20 protein-coding genes are annotated in these 14,819 nt (G+C 31.5%); 15 read left to right on the forward strand and 5 right to left on the reverse strand.

Annotated features, from left to right (window positions below):
* Positions 1-180 precede the first annotated feature (180 nt).
* The 10 genes from C6368_RS03245 (at position 181) to C6368_RS03290 (ending at position 8,136) form a co-directional block, all read left to right on the forward strand.
* Positions 181-885, forward strand: coding sequence for a helix-turn-helix transcriptional regulator (locus tag C6368_RS03245; protein WP_107037751.1), 705 nt, complete (start codon positions 181-183; stop codon positions 883-885).
* Between the two features lie 69 nt (positions 886-954).
* Positions 955-1,587, forward strand: coding sequence for a hypothetical protein (locus C6368_RS03250; RefSeq protein WP_107037752.1), 633 nt, complete (start codon positions 955-957; stop codon positions 1,585-1,587).
* Positions 1,588-2,085, forward strand: coding sequence for a YdeI/OmpD-associated family protein (locus tag C6368_RS03255; protein WP_107037753.1), 498 nt, complete (start codon positions 1,588-1,590; stop codon positions 2,083-2,085). It begins immediately after the preceding gene.
* A gap of 732 nt (positions 2,086-2,817) precedes the next feature.
* Positions 2,818-3,417, forward strand: coding sequence for a hypothetical protein (locus tag C6368_RS03260; RefSeq protein ID WP_107037754.1), 600 nt, complete (start codon positions 2,818-2,820; stop codon positions 3,415-3,417).
* 240 nt (positions 3,418-3,657) lie between these two features.
* Complete coding sequence (locus tag C6368_RS03265) at positions 3,658-4,392, forward strand: NADase-type glycan-binding domain-containing protein (RefSeq protein WP_107037755.1); 735 nt, start codon at positions 3,658-3,660, stop codon at positions 4,390-4,392.
* Between the two features lie 348 nt (positions 4,393-4,740).
* Complete coding sequence (locus C6368_RS03270) at positions 4,741-5,307, forward strand: Crp/Fnr family transcriptional regulator (protein ID WP_107037756.1); 567 nt, start codon at positions 4,741-4,743, stop codon at positions 5,305-5,307.
* Between the two features lie 64 nt (positions 5,308-5,371).
* Complete coding sequence (locus C6368_RS03275; RefSeq protein WP_107037757.1) at positions 5,372-5,827, forward strand: DoxX family protein; 456 nt, start codon at positions 5,372-5,374, stop codon at positions 5,825-5,827.
* Between the two features lie 271 nt (positions 5,828-6,098).
* Positions 6,099-6,881 (forward strand): fatty acid desaturase family protein, encoded by a 783-nt coding sequence (locus tag C6368_RS03280; protein WP_107037758.1) that lies wholly within the window; start codon positions 6,099-6,101, stop codon positions 6,879-6,881.
* Between the two features lie 4 nt (positions 6,882-6,885).
* The gene (locus tag C6368_RS03285; protein WP_107037759.1) at positions 6,886-7,425 is read left to right on the forward strand and encodes a cupin domain-containing protein; all 540 of its coding nucleotides are present in this window, start codon (positions 6,886-6,888) and stop codon (positions 7,423-7,425) included.
* Between the two features lie 300 nt (positions 7,426-7,725).
* Entirely contained in the window at positions 7,726-8,136 is a 411-nt protein-coding gene (locus tag C6368_RS03290; protein WP_107037760.1) for an OsmC family protein, read from the forward strand.
* Positions 8,137-8,243: 107 nt separating this feature from the next.
* Here C6368_RS03290 and C6368_RS03295 read toward each other — a convergent pair whose 3' ends face one another.
* The 4 genes from C6368_RS03295 to C6368_RS03310 form a co-directional block, all read right to left on the reverse strand.
* Positions 8,244-8,561: a DMT family transporter gene (locus C6368_RS03295; RefSeq protein ID WP_107037761.1), complete on the reverse strand. Its 318-nt coding sequence runs from the start codon at positions 8,559-8,561 to the stop codon at positions 8,244-8,246.
* A 407-nt stretch (positions 8,562-8,968) separates the two neighbouring features.
* Entirely contained in the window at positions 8,969-9,211 is a 243-nt protein-coding gene (locus C6368_RS17570) for a cyclic nucleotide-binding domain-containing protein (RefSeq protein WP_317045961.1), read from the reverse strand.
* A gap of 51 nt (positions 9,212-9,262) precedes the next feature.
* Positions 9,263-9,520, reverse strand: a complete 258-nt coding sequence (locus C6368_RS17575) for a Crp/Fnr family transcriptional regulator (RefSeq protein WP_317045962.1) — start codon at positions 9,518-9,520, stop codon at positions 9,263-9,265.
* An 85-nt stretch (positions 9,521-9,605) separates the two neighbouring features.
* A complete protein-coding gene (locus C6368_RS03310; protein ID WP_107037763.1) occupies positions 9,606-10,232 on the reverse strand; it encodes a TetR/AcrR family transcriptional regulator in 627 nt (208 codons plus the stop codon).
* A gap of 56 nt (positions 10,233-10,288) precedes the next feature.
* On the opposite strand from C6368_RS03310, the gene C6368_RS03315 reads away from it, so the two are divergent.
* Positions 10,289-11,152 carry an alpha/beta fold hydrolase gene (locus tag C6368_RS03315; protein ID WP_107037764.1) on the forward strand — a complete coding sequence of 288 codons (864 nt, stop codon included), beginning with the start codon at positions 10,289-10,291 and terminating at the stop codon, positions 11,150-11,152.
* A 208-nt stretch (positions 11,153-11,360) separates the two neighbouring features.
* Here the strand turns inward: C6368_RS03315 and C6368_RS03320 are convergent, their stop codons facing one another.
* A complete protein-coding gene (locus C6368_RS03320) occupies positions 11,361-11,738 on the reverse strand; it encodes a Fur family transcriptional regulator (RefSeq protein ID WP_107037765.1) in 378 nt (125 codons plus the stop codon).
* A gap of 107 nt (positions 11,739-11,845) precedes the next feature.
* Between C6368_RS03320 and C6368_RS03325 the strand changes: the two genes are divergently transcribed.
* From C6368_RS03325 to C6368_RS03340, 4 genes are all read left to right on the forward strand, one after another.
* Positions 11,846-12,847, forward strand: a complete 1,002-nt coding sequence (locus C6368_RS03325; RefSeq protein ID WP_107037766.1) for an NAD(P)/FAD-dependent oxidoreductase — start codon at positions 11,846-11,848, stop codon at positions 12,845-12,847.
* A 77-nt stretch (positions 12,848-12,924) separates the two neighbouring features.
* The gene (locus tag C6368_RS03330) at positions 12,925-13,662 is read left to right on the forward strand and encodes a hypothetical protein (RefSeq protein ID WP_107037767.1); all 738 of its coding nucleotides are present in this window, start codon (positions 12,925-12,927) and stop codon (positions 13,660-13,662) included.
* 135 nt (positions 13,663-13,797) lie between these two features.
* Positions 13,798-14,268 (forward strand): hypothetical protein, encoded by a 471-nt coding sequence (locus C6368_RS03335; RefSeq protein WP_107037768.1) that lies wholly within the window; start codon positions 13,798-13,800, stop codon positions 14,266-14,268.
* Between the two features lie 51 nt (positions 14,269-14,319).
* Positions 14,320-14,775: a hypothetical protein gene (locus C6368_RS03340; RefSeq protein ID WP_107037769.1), complete on the forward strand. Its 456-nt coding sequence runs from the start codon at positions 14,320-14,322 to the stop codon at positions 14,773-14,775.
* The last annotated feature ends 44 nt before the right edge of the window (positions 14,776-14,819 follow it).

The raw sequence follows: 14,819 nt of genomic DNA on the forward strand, positions 1-14,819 counted from the left end.
GTTGTGAAATAAAAACGGCTTACAACAACGTATATAAAAAATAGCGGTTCAGGTGTAAATCTGAACCGTTTTTGTTTTTAAATTAAGTATATTGCTTTACGAAAGTTAATTTTTATAAATTCGCTACTTTTCATATACAAAACCGTTACCTGTAAGCTAAAAAAACATCCGAACTTCAAAATGGAAAATGAAATACCAAGACTTTCTCGACTTACCTCAATTCTGATAATTTTTCAGTCAAAAACAGTAGTAACAGTATCAGAAATAGCTAGCAAATTTAATATTAGCAAACGAACAGTTTATCGAGATATTAAAGCTCTTGAAGAAGCTGGAATTCCAATTTTCAAAGAAGAAGGCAAAGGATATTCATTAATGGAAGGTTATAATTTGCCACCTGTAATGTTTTCAACAGATGAAGCAAATACATTAATTACAATTGAAAAAATTATTCAAACAAATACAGATAGCTCACTTATTGAAAACTACCAAAATATTGTAACTAAAATCAAAACTATCCTTAAATATTCTGACAAAGAAAAAATCGAACTTCTTTCTAATCGAATTGGAACAACTAAAAAGACAAACAATCAGGTTAAAAGCAACTCTCTCTTACTTATACAAACGTCAATAACAGACCAGATTGTAATTGAAATAGCGTATAAATCATTATCAAAAGAACAGCATACTAAAAGACAAATAGAACCTTTAGGCTTATACTTCTCAAATGAAAATTGGATAGTAATTGCCTGGTGTAATTTAAGAAATGAACTACGAGAATTTAGACTAGATAGAATACTTAACATAAAACCTCTTAATAAATATTTTGATAATCATAAATTTAACTTGTCAGATTATTTTATTCATGTTTCTGAAAAAATATCATAAATACGTGACATAGGGCTGTCACACCTCTAAATTATTTTTGTCCTATTATAAAATTTAAAACGGATAATTATGATTAAAAAAAGAGAAAAAAATGCTGGAGTAATGGAATTTACTTCATTTAAGAAAAAGGAAAGTGTAACAGATGATGAATTAATACAGTCTGTAATTCAGTTTGAGACTTCATTTCTAGCCAATCAAGAGGGCGTTTTATTTCATTGCTTGGTAAGAAATTTTAATAACGAATATGCAAATGTATTATTTACTGATAATATGGATTCGTTAAACAAACTTTTAGAAGCCGCAAATGAAAATGATTCAGCAAAACATTTTTTTAGTCTAATAGACAACGAATCAGTTAATATGATTTTTCACAAAATAGAAAAAGAAATATTTATGCTTCCAGAGTATTTTTCTTGTGTGGAACACGGTACATTTTCGCTTAAAAACAAAGATAGGTTTGATGATTTAATAAAAGTATCAAACACTATTGAGAAAGAATACTTAAACAAAACAGAAAATACAAAAGCACATTTTATTGGTACTGTTTCTGAAAACTTATATTCCGAAGTTACTTTTGGTGAAACATTAGGAAAAACAAAAGAAACCTGTTTTGGATATATAGAAAATGTTTTTTGTAAACCATTATTGGAAATGGCAGACGAAACAACAATGAAACTTGATTTTTGGTATTTAATCGCATAAATGAGCAACAAAAAATATCTCGTAAATAAGAAATGCTTGCTTGAGAAATTTTCGGGAAAAGGAGGTTGGACTTACATTCCTCTTCCTGAAATTTCATTAAGTAAAAAAACACCTTTTGGATGGGTAATTGTTAATGGATCTATAGATGGTTATGAACTGTCAAAACATAAATTACTTTCAATGGGTAATAATCAACTTTTTCTTCCAGTTAAGGCAGAAATTAGAAAAAAGATAAAAAAGCAAGTTGGAGATATTGTGAAGTTAAAACTATCAATAGATAAATCTACTTTAAAAATACCTAGAGAAATCATTTTATGTTTTGAGAATGAACCACAAAAAACGTATAAAAATTTTATGAACTTTACAGAAGGACAACAGAAAGCATTTTTAGATTGGATATATAGTGCAAAAACTGAAAATAAAAAGGCTGAAAGGATTATAAAGATGATGGATAAAGCAATAAAAAATGAAAGTTTCTATGAAAAGAAAACGGAATAAAGCCTACAGGTAACAATGTATAAAAATAATAGCGGTTTTAGTGCCAAACTCAAAGTGAGTATCTTTGTATAAAGTTTAGTGCTAAATTGAAAGGAAAGTGCCTTAAAATCCGCTACTATTCTTATACTAGACCGTTAAATCGAAAATAGTCCATCGCGTAAAGGACAACCCACCCTTATATTGAACGCTTTATTTTTTCAAGATTTTACTCCAAACCAAGAACGATAACCAGGTAATTTGCAAAATTAATTAGTTTTAAAATCTGTTGCGGGTAAACCGTGCAAACATCTCTTTTTAGAGTGTTTGTGACGTTGGCACGTCAAACAGATTTTAGATAAAAGTTAAGGTTTAAAAACGTAAAAGTCAAGTTATTGGCAAAAGACATTTAAAGCAAAAAGCCTTTATTCCTAAAATTACATCGCCTTAACTTGATCGTTCTAAGGTTTGGAGCAAAAAATGGAAGAAAAAACTTCAGCTACCATTTTAGAACAGTGCCTAGCTGGCCACCTAAGCTCAGTTCTATAATGGAACATTATGTTTTAGTTAGTCTTGTATATTTCCTGGCGATCTACTCAATAAATGAATTTACTTTCGATAATGCGTGAATGGAAAAAATCACCATAAGGTTTTCAAATCGAAACTTTAGGTTAAAGTAAAAATTCTTAGATTTATAAAATGAAAAGCGGTTTATGAAATTCGCTTGAGGTTAGCTCCAACTAGAAAAAGGAATTAATGGGATTATTTTCGTTCTATACAAAAAAAAACAACATTCAAGAAGGTCCTAACAGAAAGAAGTTGGAGAATAACGACACTGCTTATATTTGGCTTGACGACTACTGTCAAAATGAAATGGTTCTCGCCAAAAATATAGAGTTTATAAAATCGCAGACTTTAAAAATATTTGAAAACAGTTCTGGAGATAAAAACGGGTTTAACCACTGTGTCGAAAGACAACAAATGCCCTTTTCTACAATTGACCAAGAATTTAGAGTTGATGGACTAGAAAGATTTCTTATAGAATGCAAGATTCCAAAGTTTCCAAAAATTAAAAAAGAATCAAAAAGGGTATTGACATATGAAAAGTCAGACAACAAAGTGTTTGGGTATCATAATTTCAAGCTATTTTTCGACATTGAAGGCGCATATATTAAGAACCTATGGTTTGAACTTGGTTTAATTGTTAGTGTTGAACAAATAAATTTGATTAATGAACTGTTCTACAATCTCGGTGAATCGTATGACTTGGTGATCATTGATTGGTTTAATGGAGAGTTGATAGATTTAAGAGATAAACGACAAATAAGTAATTACACGCACAGAATGTTCAAATAAAAAGGCGTGCCATGCCCTGCGGTTGTGAGATCGTTGCGCTAAGTTGGTCAAGACTCAACACCTTGATTACGGATTAGGTCTCTCCATAAATTAATTTCCTTCCGATAACGCGGAATTTCCAAAAATCTCCATATGGATTTTAAATCGAAGCTTTAAATGAAAGGAAAAATTGTTAGATTTATAAAGTGAAAGGCGGCTTTTTAAATTCGCTTAAAGTTGTGAAGCATAAAAAAAACAACCTTGAAGAAAATTATTTTCATATTAATTACGATAATAAATAGTTCAATAGCAGTTGGTCAAATACGTCAATTAGAGCCTTCTATATTTAACTATCCAGATCTTGACCCTGATACACTCTCAAAATATCAAGCCTTAAGTGACGAATACAATCAAATTTTACTTGACGAAATCCCATACCATTCACTAACTTCTCGACAGAAGACACTTTTTGAAAATGAGCTTTTACATAGCGAAGGACCTTATTTCACTGGTGAGTTAGGTTGTAGTTGGTATTGTGCAGTCGGTCCTTTAAGTGTGACTTCAACTTCGCAACTTGACTCGACTCAAATTATTAATTATAAGCCTGAAAACGCCCATGATTTTGACTTAAGAACTGCTTGGGTTGAAGGTCGAGAAGACTTTGGAATTGGAGAAAAAATTGAATTTGAGTTTAAGCTATCTTCACACCTTAAATTAACTCATATTGATATTTTCAATGGCTATTCAAAAAATGAAAAGGCTTGGAAAGAAAATTCTAGGGTAAAAGTCTTTTCGCTCTATATAAATGACAATTTATTCGGTTATTTAAATCTCGAAGACACATTCAAAGGACAGCGTTTTGACCTGGGAAGTCTTGGTGGAGATGAAAATGAAAAGCTCGTTTTAACATTAAGAATTATTGAAGTTTATAAAGGAGAAAAATACATGGATACTGTTATTTCTGAAATCAATTTTGACGGTACAGGAGACCATTAAAGAAAGAAAAACGAACTACAACAATCAACCACCAATAAACTCAACCTTCACTTCTTTGAACTTGGTCTTGAATTCTATCATTAGTAGCAAGTTCGAAGCCATAAAAAACTATGGGCTCCACTAAAAAAAACTTGTGATTGTATTTCTAGAAGTTAGACTATCTATTTTTAGAAATAAGCTGATTAATTTTCCTTTTCCCAATGTCAACCACGCTACCCTAGCTCAATACTATAATGTTGATCAAATGTTAGAGCAAGTGATTTGGAAATCAATTTTAATTTAGAATAAAACTATCTTAGTGGACGATAAGAAATAGAGGAACCTAGTTAGAAGATAAAACAAAACTTTATGGAAGAAATTAAAAAATTCATGGATAACATCTATCCGATGAGCAATTCAGATTGGGATTATTTTTCTGCGAAATTACATAAGGAAAAATTGAATAAGAAGTCGGTTATCATAAAAACAGGAGAGGTAGAGAACTATTTGTCTTTTATAACTGAGGGTGTAGTGAGACTTTTTATTCCTCATGAAGAAAGTGAATTGACCTTTGGATTTGTTTTTGAAAATGAGTTTGTAACTGCCTATGATTCTTTTATTACCCAAACTCCTTCTATCTATCAAATAGAAACGCTAACAAAGACTAGTTTGTGGCGAATATCATACGAGGATTTGCATTCAGTTTATAGAGAAACTGCAAGCGGTAATTTAATTGGCCGAAGGATGGCGGAGAAAATGTTTTTAATCAAGTCGAATAGAGAAATTTCCCTTTTGAATAAAACAGCAGAAGAACGATATATGAACTTGTTCTTGGAACGTCCAAACTTATTGAAACAAGTGCCATTAAAATACATCGCGTCCTATATTGGTGTTACTCCTCAAGCCCTAAGTCGGATACGCAAACGAATTACTTAACTTGGGTTCATTGTCTACTTTAAAATCATTTAGGAATTTTGTAATTAAATTAAAAGAAGAATAAATGAAACCATTAGTAGTACTTTTATCAAGCTTTCTGATTGCGATAATTTTAATTAGAATTTTTAATAAGGAATTTAATTTTGCCTTATCTGCAAGAATAGCCATGTCAATTATGTTGTGTTTTACGGCAATTGGACATTTCGCATTTACCAAGGGAATGTCAATGATGATACCACAATTCATACCCTTCAAAACAAATCTCATTTATTTCACAGGGATTTTTGAATTTGTTTTGGCAATTGGCTTACTGATTCCAAAATTTAAAGTAATTAGTGGTTGGACCTTTATTATCTTTCTGTTAATGATGCTGCCAGCAAATATCTATGCCTCAATTCATACTATTGATTATCAGAAAGGAACTTTTAATGGTAATGGTCTTTCCTATTTATGGTTTCGAATTCCATTTCAGTTTTTGTTAATTGCATGGACTTATTTTAGCGCGATTCGTATTGTTTAAAGAAGGTAGGATGGTGATTAGAAAATCAGGTATTTAATTTATGCTATGGATTTCATAAGGTTTTTAAGGGGCTAGATGCTGATTCTATGAAAAAGTGAATGGATATAGTTTGGGGTTGTTGGAAAAGGTTTTGACCGATTTAAAATGAATGTTTTCATTACATTTAGATTGATTAATAACTGTAAAACTGGATAAATTTTCTATTTTTAGAGGAAGTTTAGTTTAATAGAATGTGTAGTATGTTGTGACGAATTAAACTCAAATTCTAAAAATGACACAGGAAGAAATTTTAAAAAGAGTGGAGTGGAAAGATTTAAGGAGACTTTCTGTTAAAGAAATGCTTGTTGAGAATAATCTGACAATACCTTGGGCGTTATCTTCTTGGATTCTAGCTTATTTTGAATATTATTTACTGGCTTTGCCATTTTCCACATTCTTTTTCTTAACCGCTTTGAGACAAGTTCATAATGGTTTTCATAATTCTTTAGGAACCAATAAATTTTTGACATGGTCATCTCTTTATTTAAATAGTATATTAATGATGGTGTCAATTCATGCCGTTAAATTAAATCATTTACGACATCATAAATATTGTTTATCAGACGAAGACCAGGAAGGGAAATCTGCTCATATGACTTGGTATGGAGCAATTCTTTATGGTCCAATACACATATTTAAAATTCATCAAATTACCTGGAAAATTGGAAACAAAAAGTATAGAAAAAACATGGTCTTAGAATTAATATCTATCGTAATATTTGCATCTCTTGCCATTTATTTCAACATACACTGGTTGATTTATCATATGATTATAATGGTTCTTGGTGAATTCTTAATGTCCTTTTTTGCAGTATGGACTGTTCATCATGATACACACGACAATCCAAATTTTGCTAGAACTCAAAGAAGTGGTTGGAAAAATAAAATTACTTTTAGTATGTTCTATCATTTAGAACATCATCTTTTCCCTGCTGTGCCTACTATTAAATTACCCGAATTAGCACAAAGAATCGATAAAGTAATACCTGAAATGGATAAAAAACAGACTTTTTAATAACATGATATACAAAAAAGTTGAATTTTCAAATCCTATTATTAAAGACCGTTTAAGAATAATTGAAAATTCAAAATACAAATTGATATTTCGAACATTTCTTGAATCTGGTGGAGGTCAAAATCAACTTCATTATCATTCTAAGATAAATGAAACATTCAAAATTATTCAAGGTGAATTAAATATTATTATTAATAACGAGGAAAAAATATTAAGGACTGGAGATGAATATTCTATTCTGCCATATACTAATCATATGTTTTATAATAAATCTGATAAACAAGTAGTCTTTGATGTAGAAATTAAAAGTCCTAATAAAATGATGAATGCTCTACAGATTATGTATGGACTAAGTAGCGATGAAAAAACAAACAAAGAAGGACTTCCTAATAATATTTTCCATACAGCGATTGGATTAAACCTAATGGACGCTTTTTCTCCTAAAATCCCATTTATTGTTCAGAAAACAGGAATTTCTTTTTTTTATAACCTAGGGAAAATCTTAGGAATAGAAAAACAACTAATCAATAAATACTGTCACTAAAAAAAACAACTTACTATAATTAACTATCATTACACTCAAGCCTGACTTGAGTATTTTGAGACTAGTATTGAATTCTACCATTGGTAGCAAGTTCGAAGCCCTAAAAAAAAAATCTATGGGATTCAATAAGATAACTTGTGATTGTATTTCTAAAAATAAGACTTTCTATTTTTAGAAATAAGCTGATTGATCAAATTAGAACATTTTTAAGCTTCCATTTAATTAGGAATTTAAGATAATTATTGTCTTTTTGAGGGATTATTACGAAGTATAAAAGTATCCACTCCTATATTTAAAATTATGAAAATTACACTAGACAGAAAAAATGAATTTTTCCATTTTACAGCACAGAACGAGTCGGGATTAAGCCTTGAAATTGATGGATCACCAGAAATAGGAGGAGAGAACAAAGGATTTAGACCAATGGAATTGATGCTTTCTGGCATGGCTTCGTGCTCCACGATTGATTTATTGCTGATTTTAAAGAAGCAAAAGCAAGTGGTAACCGATATCAAAATTGAAACTTCGGGAGAAAGATCAAGCGGTGTCGCCAAGGAATTTAAAAGTGTTCACCTTCATTATATTCTTACAGGAGAAATTTCTTCGGACAAATTAGAACGTGCGATTAAATTAGCAATTACGAAATATTGTTCTGCTCTTTTATCGTTGGATCCTAAAATTGAAGTGACGAGTAGTTATGAGATTAAATGATTTAAAACCATGTTTGCTTCACGTGAAAGAGGAGGCTGACTGAATTGTTTAGATGATTGAAACCACTTTTCTATATTCATTTACCATGAATAGGCAAAGACCTTCACCTAATGAGCGAATTTTAATCCTATAATTCCAATAACGATTAAAGAAGCGGAAAGTAATTTCCAAATACTTGCAGAGTCGCCAAAGAAAATGATTCCAACAATGAGGGTTCCAACAGCTCCAATTCCAGTCCAAATAGCATATGCTGTACCGATTGGAATAGATTTTTGGGCAAGCCATAAAAGAATTCCACTAATTGCCATTGAAACAATTGCCATGACAATTCCACCTGTTTTCGAAGGCATTGTTTGTGATAATTTCAATCCCAGAGGCCAACCAATTTCAAATACTCCAGCCAATATCAAATAAACCCAATTCATACTTTTTGTTTTAATAATTAAGGATACAAAAGTACGTTCTGGGAATGGCTTAAAATTTAACAAATGATAAAAAAGAACTCTAGCCTTTTAGAATGTTATTATTAATTTGTTTTCAATTTTTCTAAAGGTTAAAATGAAAGTAACCCTTTTTTATTTTCCAAATTTTTATTTCGGAGGGCTTGGGATTCCACAGCGAAATATGAGTTTTCCAGTGGAATTGCATTTCTTGAAAAGAAATATAGCATGTAACGTTAGAAAATCTCATGGTGCGCAGCATTCGCCTTGGAATTCCATTGATTTTTTTGTTTCGTTTTTTTATCAAGAAAAAAATGAAAAGAATAATGTATTTTAAAAGCGTTAATTTATACGTATAAGAAGTGATTATTACTTTATCAAATGATAAAAAATCAACTTACTTTCCCTCTGATTCTACTCAAACTCACTTGAGTAATTCCGAGGTAAGATGCCAAATGACTTAGCTTCACCCTCTGGAGTAATTTTGGCTCATTTTTCAATAAGTCCATGTATCGTTCCGAGGCATTTCTGAACAATCGAGAAATCAACCTTTGTTCTGTTTCAAGGAATAAATTTTCAACTTGCTTCCGGCCCCAATTTGCGATGTGAATGTCTTCTGAGAATAAGATTTGCAAAGTGCTGTTTTTAAGCTTGTAAAATTCACAATCTTCTAAAAGTTCAATACTTTAATATCCTTTTTCATTATTTACATACCCTTTTATCGATAATGCCAAATCACCTTCTTGCCCAAACCAAAAAGTAACATCGTTTCCATCATGATTTGAATAGGCCCTCACAATACCCTTACGAATAAAGTATAAATCGTGCTCAATTTTACCTTCTTTTAATAAGATATGACCTTTAGGATACTTTACAATTTCAATATTCTTTTTGATGAGTTCTTTTGAATGATCAGGAAGCTGTTGTGTCCGATCGAAAATCATATCTATTACCATTTTTGTGCTTTGTAAAATTATCGTTGTAAGATTCTGCTTTAGATTATACTATTTTTTTGATTAAATAAGGTGGTTATTCAGTTACTAAAACCACTTTCTTAAATTCAATTTTCCCTTTTTCAAAGAGATAAGGATAAAGCATAAACATTAAACTTTCGGCTTGTAATTCTATATAGGATTTAGTGATTTCTTTCTGATTGAGAATGGAATTATATAGCCAGGTATTACTGAAACCAAGCATTCTTTCTACGAGTAATTGTTCCTCTTTTAATGATTCAAAAGACTTCAAATAACCGAGTTCGTTTAATGTTTGGAATAAATAATCATAGCCATTCATTCGGTCGTGATATACTTTTTCGAAATGAAGTTTAATTTCATTGTTGAGCTGTAAAATGTGATATAAATCCGTCCAGAAAAAACGATAATCAACCATTCTTTCCATGCTTGTTTGAATATCAAACTTGATGTTTTTAAAGTTAATTTCTCGCTCTCCGAGTTGCTCAACTCTTGCATCGAACACTGAAACCATTTCAAAGTACAAAGCTTCCAGAATATCTTCGCGTTTCTTGAAATGATAGTTTAAATTTCCAGAACTCATTCCTAATTCTTGTGCTATCATTCTAATGGTGACATTACTAAATCCCGAAGCATTGAATAATTCTCTTGCTGTATTTAATATTTTATTTTTGGTTTTACTCATTAGTAAACTTGTCCTAAGTGTAAATTATTAGTAAATTTGTCCTAAAATTAATCAAAATGGAATCATTATTTAAATCTCCTGAAGGGAAAAGTGAAATTTTAAGTCTTTACAATGAAAAATTAGAAGAATTAAATATTGATTATGCTTACAAAAGTGTAGCTACAAAATTCGGAGAAACGAATATTATTGTGACTGGGAATCCAGAAAATCCACCAATTCTATTGCTTCACGGTTCGAATGGTTGTGCACCAATTGCCCTTGAAACCTATCCAAATTTGAGTCAAAAATTCTGTGTTTATGCTGTGGATGTCTTGGCACAACCCAACAAGAGTGCTGAAACGAGATTAAGCATGAAAGATGAATCTTATGGGGAATGGGTAAATGAACTTATCGATCAATTGAAACTGGAGAACGTAACTTTAGCCGGATTTTCTTTTGGTGGTTTGATTATTTCAAAGACACTTGAATTTAACGAAAGTAAAATCAAGGAAGTTTATTTGTCTGCGCCCGCCTACATTGTGAATGGAAACCCAATCAAGGCGATTTTCAAATTTTTCATTCCGATGAAACGTTTTATGAAAACGAAGAAGGAGAAATACGTGGAGAAATTCCTCAAAGAAGTGTTTACCGATCGAGATGAATTCGCCATCAAATTCTTATCTAAAGTATTCCTTAATTTTAACATGGATTTTACTCCTGTTCCTGTTATTCCCACGAAAAAAGCACAAGCCATTCAAACACCAATTACATTAATTGCTGCCAAAAATGATGTAATGTTCCCAGGTGAAAAAATGCTGAAACGAGCGAAAAAAATATTCCCATCTTTAAAACGGGAAGTATTGCTTGAAAATTCAAAACATGTGCAATCGAAAAGTGATAATCTAAAGATTGAGGAGTTGATTATTGGAGATTTGAAATAGTGTGCTTGTGAATTTTTCCTTGACTAATTGCATTATGAGGTTCGTAATGTGGAATACTGCTTTGAATTTACATCATGAAGCACGTCACTTCGAGTGCCGTAGCCATGCGGAGGTGTATCGAGAAGCGTGCTGGATTTACAACAATAGTCAATAATTACATGGTTTAAGGTAATAAATAGTGAAATTAGTTCATTGATTTTTAGAACAACTAAGCACATTCAGAACATACACCAATCAAAACGCAATTGACTTTTTTGATTGTGTAATTCTCAGGTTGAGAATATTTTACTATCTCAGGCATACATTCTATCGTTTCACATTCAGTACATCTAAAATGAAAATGATTGTTGGGTAAATTTGAAGGATCATCGCATTTTACACAAATGGCAAAATACCGTTTGCCGTCATCTGCAACTACTTTATGTGCAATACCATCTTCGCAAAATCTATTGAGAATTCTATAGATAGTCGCCCGATCAATTTTTCCTTCGGTTTTCCTTTCAATAGCGTCTTGACTCATAGCTTTAGTACTGTTTGATAAAATGGACAGTACAAGTTCTTTCGATTCGGTATTTCTTCTTTTCATAATAAATGCGACTATGTTGCAATAATTATTGCGATTCACTTGCAATAATACAAATTAAACGATATACTTGCAAAGAATTAATGCGACCATGTTGTAATAAAGAATGTATGACAAGAAGAGAAATGATAAAAATCGGGGGTGTCGCATCACTAGCGGCCACGATTCCAATGCCTTTTACTAATTTACTAATATTTAATGAGATGATAGATAAGGAAAATTTTGACGTAATTATTATTGGTGGTAGCTATTCTGGTCTATCAGCAGCCTTGGCTTTGGGGCGTTCACTAAAAAGTGTTTTAATAATAGATGGCGGGAGTCCATGCAACAAACAAACTCCACATTCTCATAATTTTTTAACTCAAGATGGGAAAACACCTTTAGAGATTTCTACTTTAGCCAAACAACAAGTATTGGAATATCCAACTGTTACTTTTCACAAAGATTTTGCAATAAGTGGTGAAAAAACGGAATTAGGTTTTAATATTAGAACCAGAAAGGAAAAGATATTTAGGGCTAAAAAAATCATTTTTGCAACTGGAATTAAAGATACGATGCTTGATATACCTGGGCTATCTGAAAGTTGGGGTATTTCAGTCGTCCATTGTCCGTATTGCCATGGTTATGAACTACGAGATCAAAAAACTGGTATTTTAGCCAATGGAGAACGCGCGTTTCATTTATCAGCAATGGTGAATAATCTCACAGATAATCTCACAATTTTGACCAATGGTGAAATGGAATTTGATGTTGAACAACTAGAAAAACTAGAAAAAAATAATATTAAGGTTATTACTACGGAAGTTTCAGAGCTAGAACATGAAAATGGCCATCTTAAACGTGTGATATTCAAAAATGGTTCGTCCGAAAATTTTACTGGATTGTATGCTGCTCTGCCTTTTACTCAACACTCAGAGATTCCTAAACAACTTGGTTGTGAGTTGACAGAACACGGATTTATCGAAGTAGATTCCATGCAAAAAACTTCGGTCTCAGGTGTTTTTGCATGTGGAGATAACTCAACTATGATGAGATCAATAGCCAACGCTGTTTACGGCGGTAATATTGCTGGGGTTATGGTTAATTCTGAACTAACAAAGGAATCCTTTTAAGAAAAATTCTTAGTTTTAAATTTCACAATATGAAATAGATAACACTTCATCAACTGATGGTATAAATGGATTAATAAATGGAAAAACTAATATTTTTATTTTTGGTGTTTTTGATTTCTTATGGTTGTAGCGAAAATTCATTAAAGAAGGACCTTCCCGTGAATTTAAAAACGGAATTGTCATCTGAACCATCAGTCCAGTTTAAACAAGATTCAGTAGTGAAAGTCGATTATAAGGACTCAATTAACTATACAGATGAGAATGGACTAAAACAAGGTCGATGGGTTAGAAAATGGCGGGGAAAACTTATTGAAAGTTATAATTATGTCAACGATACCTTGCATGGACACTTTGAAACTGAGCATAAGGAAGGTGATTATATCAAAGGCAAAAAAGAAGGTTTTGAATTCCATTATTATGGAGAGAAAGAAAGTATTTTATCGGTCAGTTATTATGAAAATGGCGAATTCATTTGGAGTGGATGTCCAAGAGCTGGAAGAGATTACTTAATTCCACCGAAGAATTTTCAAATTAAAAAGGATTCTATTCACATAAAAGCGCCTTATATAAATGGTGAAACGTGGTATGAAGGTGATTTCTGTCTTCTTCCTGATCCTTTAAACAAAGGTCGTCTATCAACTTTTAGTTATGGTGTCCATACAGTTTATCACATGAATGGAAACATCAAAGGTTATGTCGATTATACCAATGAATTGATTACAGAATTTGATTCCTTGGGAAATTTAAAATACAAAGCAAAATTCAAAGAAAGAGACATTCATCAACAAGTTACCTTCGGATTTTATAAAAAGTAAATGAATTGGCATTGTATTAAGCTATCCTTTACATTTGAATATTCGGTGATTTCGCGTAGAAATCATTTATTAAAGTTAATGTTCCTACATCAGTGAATTTGATTATTTTGTAGCTCAATTAAGAGAAAATAACTTATGAAAGCCATACTAATTTTCATTGCGATTTTAACTTCCTTTTATTCCTCTTCTTGCACATGCATTACTTTAACTGTCAAAGAACGCGTGAAAGCCTACGACGTGATCGTTAAAGCAAAAGTTTTATCTGTCGAAAAAGCGAATGGTGATGGGGAAATAATGGTAGATCGCAATGGAGACTCTGTAAGAGTTTTTACCCTTTTTGGTTATCATACCACCCTTTTAATTGAATCATACTATAAAGGAAATTTCATTCAAGATACCATGAAAATAGCTCCAAATGAGAGTAATTGTGAGTTAAGATTGGTACAAGGAGAAACCTATTTATTTTATGGACAACTTAAAGACGGTCTAATTCATACTAGCGTTTGCAGTGGTTCGAGATTATTTGAAGGAAATACCGATTTAAATTATTTTAGAAGAAAAAAGAAATTGAAAGCCAAGAAAATTATTAATTCTCAAGAGAAATAGAGGAGGGCTTTGCAGTTAAATATTGAAAATTAAACTTAAATATATTCACACATGAAAAATTTACTTTTATCTCTAGCCTTTTTATTTCTTGGGTTTGTATCAAGCGCACAAATAATTGCCACTGTTCAAATGGATGAAATCGTTGAAGGAATTTGCAATCATGATGAGGTTTATGGATTGTTCGACGGTTTTGATGGTCAAGTAGAACCAAAGTCCTTGTTAAGTAAAGTCGAAATGCAAACTGTTTTCAATGAAAACCTTCAATTTTTGAAAGAAAATCCCAAATTTAAGAGTTCAGGAATGTTAGGTGTTTATATTAATTGTGAGGGAGAACCTTTGGAATGGAGTATTTCAGTTAAAACAAAAAGTAAGGAACTCGATCAACAAATTCTTGAAATCGCTCTTACATTCAAAGAGTGGAAAGCAGGAACCTTAAATGGAGATGCGGTAGATACTAGAGAATTGATAAGTTATAAAATAAAAAAGGGAAAGTTGACAATAAATTAATAGGAAATAATCCCTGTTTAAATCAATATCATTTTTACTTAGAA

The sequence above is a fragment of the Brumimicrobium mesophilum genome, from assembly GCF_003025005.1.
In the GTDB taxonomy this organism is placed as follows: Bacteria; Bacteroidota; Bacteroidia; order Flavobacteriales_D; family Crocinitomicaceae; genus Brumimicrobium; species Brumimicrobium mesophilum.

Coding starts and splice junctions, on each gene's coding strand:
- C6368_RS03310 (WP_107037763.1), bottom strand. CDS start 10,232: ATGAGTAAAACCAAAAATAAAATATTAAATACAGCAAGAGAATTATTC.
- C6368_RS17575 (WP_317045962.1), bottom strand. CDS start 9,520: ATGATTTTCGATCGGACACAACAGCTTCCTGATCATTCAAAAGAACTC.
- C6368_RS03325 (WP_107037766.1), top strand. CDS start 11,846: ATGACAAGAAGAGAAATGATAAAAATCGGGGGTGTCGCATCACTAGCG.
- C6368_RS03315 (WP_107037764.1), top strand. CDS start 10,289: ATGGAATCATTATTTAAATCTCCTGAAGGGAAAAGTGAAATTTTAAGT.
- C6368_RS03285 (WP_107037759.1), top strand. CDS start 6,886: ATGATATACAAAAAAGTTGAATTTTCAAATCCTATTATTAAAGACCGT.
- C6368_RS03260 (WP_107037754.1), top strand. CDS start 2,818: ATGGGATTATTTTCGTTCTATACAAAAAAAAACAACATTCAAGAAGGT.
- C6368_RS03330 (WP_107037767.1), top strand. CDS start 12,925: ATGGAAAAACTAATATTTTTATTTTTGGTGTTTTTGATTTCTTATGGT.
- C6368_RS03250 (WP_107037752.1), top strand. CDS start 955: ATGATTAAAAAAAGAGAAAAAAATGCTGGAGTAATGGAATTTACTTCA.
- C6368_RS03255 (WP_107037753.1), top strand. CDS start 1,588: ATGAGCAACAAAAAATATCTCGTAAATAAGAAATGCTTGCTTGAGAAA.
- C6368_RS03280 (WP_107037758.1), top strand. CDS start 6,099: ATGACACAGGAAGAAATTTTAAAAAGAGTGGAGTGGAAAGATTTAAGG.
- C6368_RS03335 (WP_107037768.1), top strand. CDS start 13,798: ATGAAAGCCATACTAATTTTCATTGCGATTTTAACTTCCTTTTATTCC.
- C6368_RS03320 (WP_107037765.1), bottom strand. CDS start 11,738: ATGAAAAGAAGAAATACCGAATCGAAAGAACTTGTACTGTCCATTTTA.
- C6368_RS03270 (WP_107037756.1), top strand. CDS start 4,741: ATGGAAGAAATTAAAAAATTCATGGATAACATCTATCCGATGAGCAAT.
- C6368_RS03275 (WP_107037757.1), top strand. CDS start 5,372: ATGAAACCATTAGTAGTACTTTTATCAAGCTTTCTGATTGCGATAATT.
- C6368_RS03295 (WP_107037761.1), bottom strand. CDS start 8,561: ATGAATTGGGTTTATTTGATATTGGCTGGAGTATTTGAAATTGGTTGG.
- C6368_RS03245 (WP_107037751.1), top strand. CDS start 181: ATGGAAAATGAAATACCAAGACTTTCTCGACTTACCTCAATTCTGATA.
- C6368_RS03290 (WP_107037760.1), top strand. CDS start 7,726: ATGAAAATTACACTAGACAGAAAAAATGAATTTTTCCATTTTACAGCA.
- C6368_RS03340 (WP_107037769.1), top strand. CDS start 14,320: ATGAAAAATTTACTTTTATCTCTAGCCTTTTTATTTCTTGGGTTTGTA.